Below are 1532 nucleotides of genomic sequence, written 5' to 3' on the forward strand. Positions count from 1 at the left end.
GGCCGGGAGCGAGGCCGTCCACGGCGCCGGGCGTCGCCTCGGGGGTGCTTCCCGGCCAGCGGGAACCGGCTGGACTGACCGCTGGTGCCCACCCGGTGGTGCGTTATCCTCGCGCCGTCGCGACTGGCGTGTACGAGGTGGAAACGACCACCGTGGAGCGAAGATCCCGGCGCCGCGCGCCTGGGTGCCGGGGCCAGGTACCAACGAACCCTCGGGAGCCCTGATGCACCAGCCGCCACTGCCCAGCCTGGCCGCGGCCGACCCGGACCTCGTCCGCCTCGTGGAGGGGGAGGCCCAGCGCCAGTTCGACAAGCTCCGCCTGATCGCCTCCGAGAACTACGTCTCCCAGGCGGTGCTGGAGGCCTCCAGCACCGTGCTGACCAACAAGTACTCCGAGGGCTACGTCGGTCGCCGCTACTACGAGGGTCAGCAGTTCATCGACCCGGTCGAGACGCTCGCGGTGGACCGGGCGAAGGAACTGTTCGGCGTGGAGCACGCGAACGTGCAGCCGTACTCGGGTTCGCCGGCCAACCTAGCCGTGTACCTCGCCTTCGCCAAGCCCGGCGACACCGTGATGGGCATGGGGCTGCCGTTCGGGGGGCACCTGACCCACGGGTGGAGCGTGTCGGCCACCGGCAAGTGGTTCACCAGCGTGCGCTACGGGGTGCGGGCCGACACCGGTCGGGTGGACATGGACGAGGTGCGCGACCTCGCCAGGGAGCACCGGCCCAAGCTGATCTTCTGCGGAGGCACCGCGATCCCCCGCACCATCGACTACCCGGCGTTCGCCGAGGTCGCCAGGGAGGTCGGCGCGGTGCTGGTCGCCGACATCGCCCACATCGCCGGTCTGATCGCCGGTGGGGCGCACCCGTCCCCGGTGGGGTACGCCGACGTGATCTCCACGACGACGCACAAGACGCTGCGGGGTCCGCGTGGCGCGATGCTGATGTCGACCGCCGAACACGCCAAGGCGCTCGACAAGGCGGTCTTCCCCGGTCTCCAGGGTGGTCCGCACAACCACACCACCGCCGCGATCGCCGTCGCGTTGCGGGAGGCCTCGGCACCGGCCTTCGCCGAGTACGCCCGCACGGTGGTGGCCAACGCCAGGGCACTGGCGGAGGCGCTCGTCGAGCGCGGCTTCGACCTGGTGTCCGGTGGCACCGACAACCACCTGATCCTGGTGGACCTCACCAGCAAGGGGGTGGCCGGCAAGCCCACCGCGAAGGCGCTGGACGAGGCGGGGATCGAGCTCAACTACAACACCGTGCCCTTCGACCCGCGCAAGCCGTTCGACCCGTCGGGCGTCCGGCTGGGAACCGCCGCGATCACCACGCGGGGCCTGCGACCGGAGCAGATGCCCCGGGTGGCGGAGTGGATCGACACCGTGGTGACGGCGACCGCGAAGGGCGAGCAGGGCGAGGTGCTGCCGCGCGTGTCCGCCGAGGTCTCCGAACTGCTGTCCGGCTACCCGATGCCCGGCTGGGCGTGACCCGCTCCCCGGTCGGCCCCTCTCGCGGGGGCCGACCGGGCCC

At 71.9% G+C, this 1532-nt stretch carries 1 protein-coding gene and 1 riboswitch; the gene reads left to right on the plus strand.

Going from position 1 to position 1532, the window contains the following annotated elements; translation table 11 throughout:
- Positions 1 to 109 precede the first annotated feature (109 nt).
- Positions 110 to 193: riboswitch (ZMP/ZTP riboswitch) on the plus strand.
- A 27-nt stretch (positions 194 to 220) separates the two neighbouring features.
- The gene (locus ACTIDRAF_RS0224740; RefSeq protein ID WP_211215425.1) at positions 221 to 1489 is read left to right on the plus strand and encodes a serine hydroxymethyltransferase; all 1269 of its coding nucleotides are present in this window, start codon (positions 221 to 223) and stop codon (positions 1487 to 1489) included.
- Positions 1490 to 1532 lie beyond the last annotated feature (43 nt).

It is taken from the genome of Actinoalloteichus spitiensis RMV-1378 (genome assembly GCF_000239155.1).
Lineage (GTDB): Bacteria > Actinomycetota > Actinomycetes > Mycobacteriales > Pseudonocardiaceae > Actinoalloteichus_B > Actinoalloteichus_B spitiensis.